Origin of the sequence: Gilliamella sp. Nev6-6 (genome assembly GCF_001690605.1) — a bacterium.
In the GTDB taxonomy this organism is placed as follows: Bacteria; Pseudomonadota; Gammaproteobacteria; order Enterobacterales; family Orbaceae; genus Gilliamella; species Gilliamella apicola_C.
Genome location: NZ_LZHP01000055.1, coordinates 1 through 4,010, shown reverse-complemented (window position 1 = coordinate 4,010; position 4,010 = coordinate 1). Strand labels below are relative to the sequence as shown.

At 36.1% G+C, this 4,010-nt stretch carries 5 protein-coding genes and 1 pseudogene; 1 reads left to right on the top strand and 5 read right to left on the bottom strand.

Features of this window, described 5'->3' with window-relative positions:
* Positions 1-646, top strand: a 646-nt coding sequence (locus A9G42_RS06945; protein WP_143426120.1) for an IS3 family transposase, incomplete at its 5' end; no start/stop codon positions are given.
* Between the two features lie 35 nt (positions 647-681).
* Here A9G42_RS06945 and A9G42_RS13325 read toward each other — a convergent pair.
* From A9G42_RS13325 to A9G42_RS06925, 5 genes and pseudogenes are all read right to left on the bottom strand, one after another.
* Complete coding sequence (locus A9G42_RS13325; RefSeq protein WP_082212005.1) at positions 682-792, bottom strand: RHS repeat-associated core domain-containing protein; 111 nt, start codon at positions 790-792, stop codon at positions 682-684.
* A gap of 101 nt (positions 793-893) precedes the next feature.
* Positions 894-1,322 (bottom strand): hypothetical protein, encoded by a 429-nt coding sequence (locus A9G42_RS06940; RefSeq protein ID WP_065653045.1) that lies wholly within the window; start codon positions 1,320-1,322, stop codon positions 894-896.
* Positions 1,323-1,436: 114 nt separating this feature from the next.
* On the bottom strand, positions 1,437-1,658 hold the full coding sequence (locus A9G42_RS06935; RefSeq protein ID WP_065653044.1) for an Imm31 family immunity protein: 222 nt from the start codon (positions 1,656-1,658) through the stop codon (positions 1,437-1,439).
* 11 nt (positions 1,659-1,669) lie between these two features.
* Positions 1,670-2,593: a polymorphic toxin type 17 domain-containing protein gene (locus A9G42_RS06930; RefSeq protein ID WP_065653043.1), complete on the bottom strand. Its 924-nt coding sequence runs from the start codon at positions 2,591-2,593 to the stop codon at positions 1,670-1,672.
* Positions 2,594-2,813: 220 nt separating this feature from the next.
* Positions 2,814-4,010 (bottom strand): annotated as a pseudogene (locus A9G42_RS06925) (IS256 family transposase); the annotation flags it as partial.

Genomic DNA, 4,010 nt, shown 5'->3' with positions numbered 1-4,010 from the left:
CTGGGGCTTTCCTAAATGTTTTAATCGTATCAGAAAGCTCGGCTATCAATGGAATCATAAACGGGTATATCGGGTGTATTGTGAATTAAAGCTTAATCTCAGGGTAAAGCGTAAAAAACGCATTCCGCCACGATGCCCGGAAAGGTTATTAGTCCCCAATAAACAAGGTGAATGTTGGTCAATGGATTTTATGAGTGACAGTAGCCGTAATCAACGTCGCTTTAGAACATTCAATGTCATCGATGACTATAATCGTGAGGCGTTAGGTATTGATATTGCAGTAAGCTTACCAGCGGGAAGGATTACCCGTTACTTAGATAAACTGGCCGAATATCATGGGTATCCATTAAAAATACGGGTCGATAATGGGCCAGAATTTACAGGAAAAACCTTTACCAACTGGGCTAAATCACATGATATAACCATTGATTATATCCAGCCCGGTAGCCCTTATCAAAATGGCTATATTGAACGATTTAATCGTACCTATCGCACTGAAGTACTCGATTTATATCTTTTTAACAACTTAGCTCAAGCAAGAAGAATAACCGAAGAATGGCTAACCCTTTATAACACCGAAAGACCGTATGAGGCATTAAATAACATGACACCGATTGAGTATAAAACACTAAAACAAGCAGCATGATTTTCTACGTGAGTTGTGTACTAAGTTTGGGGTATTTACACTAACGGATCAAACCAATTTATCGGATCACTACCGGCATATTGATAACTATTTAACCCACCCAGTATACCTAGTGGGTCTTGAGTGATATATCTACTAATAAACAGGTCGTAGTAACGGCGTAGTCATATTCGGTGACTTTACCATAAACGTTTTATTGGTATTGCCAACGACGGTTTCTTTGAATTTAAGAGCATAATATTAGTTATTACATTAATTTTTTCATAATTTCTTCTAAAACTAGTTTTACTGGTGAACTAGCTTTTTTTAAACATACTTGGCTTTTCAACAATAATTTTTCCTTTTGAAGATTATTTAAAGAAGTTAAATCTAAAAGCCTTAAAGAATCAACACAACTGACAAATAAGTCCTCATCGCTTGTATCGATAATTTCTAAAATTACTTCTAATTCATATTTATTATGTAAATCTCCCAAACATTCAATAAGCCTTTTTTTCCAAAAAATAGATTTATCCTTTAGATTACTTAATAATAGCAACCAATCATTATCATTAAATTGTTTAAGTATCTTAGTAGACTCTAAAATAGCGCAATCATACCAATAATCACTAGCTTCTCTTTCGTAAATAAAATCAGAAATACAATTATCAAATATTTTATACATAGCTTTCAGCATTTTCCTATCATATTGGGTTAAAACCTGGTGTTGGTTTTCCTCCTACTTGATAAGATGCAGATCTAAAAATAATAACTAAGATGCCTCACGAGTAGATGAGGATCATTTAGCAACTCAATAAAAATCTTCTCGTTTAAATTTCTTACCTGTAGGAACAAGATCTTCTTTATCAAAACAATCTATTGTATCTTTATCATGCAATAACACTGCATATCCATATAAAATATCATCTTCCTCACTAACTCCCATAACTACACCTTTTTTACCAGAATATTGTTTATTTTTGGTAGTAGGAAGAACTTCAACTTCCGAATAAAAATCAATTTTATCTATCATAAAAATCTCAACTATTTATGCGTTATTTTTCCATCTAAAGATACATTTAAATGTGAACCATCACGGCTTGCCCAACCAAGCTGTGCCCTACCTTTCGGTGATAACTGAACATCCCATTCAAAAGCCTGACCATATGTACGAGAAGGCCCTTTTACCCATTCATTACCAAACTTATCAATGTACCCATTATTAGGACCTCTAGGTAATGGATTTGTGGGTGAATATGTTTCTGCTGGTATAAATCTTATTTTTCCTTCTGTTGGTAATTGAACATGCTTTAGCCTCCCTTTTATTGACCAAGGCTGAGCAGCACCTCCTATGCCTGCTGGATTAAATGAAGGTTCATCTACATAATTGAGAACCTTATTTCCTGCCTGTGCTGTCCCCGCCGCCTCTTTTTCAGCAATCGCCTCAAACCCATTATTTTCAACCTTAATCAATCCTAACAGATCTATCCAATTTATCGGATCACTACCGGCATATTGATAACTATTTAACCCACCCAGTATGCCAAGTGGGTCTTGAGTAATATATCTGCCAGTAAATGGGTCATAGTAACGGTTTAGGTTGTAATGAAGTCCTGTTTCCTCATCATAATATTGCCCTTGGAACCTTAACGGATTATCCGGCAGGGAATCTATATCGTCCTGATGGTAGGTTTCGTTTATTATCTGCCCATAGGCATTATACTGGCATTCATAGAGCGTGTCACCTAAGCTGCCGGTAAGGGCTATGGGTGTGCCAAGGTGGTCGTTTTGATACCAGTAGAGTTTGATGTTATCTTGCTGCGCATTGCCGTAAACAAGGGCTAGTGGACGGTAAGAGTCTAGCTCGTAAAGGTAGCATTGCCAGTGTTTATCGTTATCAGTCTCGGCAATAAGTTTATTAGACTGTGGCCTTTTCCACGTTTTTCCACAATCAGGTTGCCAAAGCAATCATGCTCAAAGTATATGCCACCAAAAAACATTTGGGTTTATCATAATATTAACGCTAATAACATCATAGCAAATGGTTAGTTGACACAATAATAATTTAAATCTAGCGAAAGTAAGCTAAGTATTAAGCTTACCTTGCCGATTTGATATGTTAAATTGAATCTAAATTGGAACTTATTCTACAGAATCGAGACTGTTCATAATTCTGTGTCAGCTTAATTCACAAAGAGATTACCTTATCAAGACGATTAGGAAAAAATATCATCAATTGTGACAATGCTAAATTCCAATTTTGGATTGGCATTGTCCATTTTTTCTCCGCATTTTGCAACCCTAAATACAGCAGCTTAAGTAGGCTATTTTCATTAGGAAATCCGCTTTTTGTCTTTGTTAATTTACGAAATTGTCGATGAATTGACTCAATAGCATTGGTGGTATAAATCACCTTACGAATAGGCTCAGGATAGCGGAAATAAGCTGATAAATTATCCCATTTACGACGCCATGATTGGATGACGATTGGATACTTATCGCCCCATTTTTTTCTCAAGTTCATCTAATGCATCAATTGCTGCTTCACGAGAGACCGCCTTGTAAACAAGTTTCAAATCGCTCATAAATGCTTTGTGATGTTTAGAGGCAACATACTTAATTGAATGGCGGATTTGATGAATAACACAAAGTTGAACCTCTGTTTGTGGGTAAATAGTATTAATCGCTTCAGGAAAGCCAACTAATCCATCGACACAAGCAATTAAAATGTCATTTAATCCTCGGTTTTGTAAATCGGTCAACACCGATAACCAAAAATGAGCCCCTTCGTTTTCAGATAAATACAAGCCTAATACTTCCTTTTTTCCGGCTAAATTAAGTGCAAGTACAGTATAAACAGCCTTGCTGTGATAAACCCCATCTTCTTTTACTTTATAATGAATTGCATCCATCCAAACAAACGGATAAAGCGATTCTAGCGGTCGTTGTTGCCATAATCTGAGCTCAGGAATGATTTTATCTGTAATGGCGGTTAAAGTTGCAGGAGAAAGACGAAAAGCATAAATCTCTTCAATATGCTGGCTGATATCTTTATAACTCATCCCCAGCGCATACATACTGAGAATTTTTTGTTCAATTTCATCGTTTAATGTTGTCTGATTTTTTTTGATGAGTTGAGGTTCAAATGAACCGTTTCTATCTCTTGGTGCATCAAGTTCGAAACTGCCTGATGAGCTTTTTATTGTCTTTGAACTCTTACCATTACGCCGATTAGGGGTAATGTCGTTGGCTAAATGAGAATCTAATTCCGCCGATAACGCCGCTTCTGTTAGCTGCTTGATTAATGGCGTTAAAATACCATCTTTACCCGTTAGCGGTTGACCATTTTGTAATAATTTTAATGCTTTTTCAAAATCAAATTCTT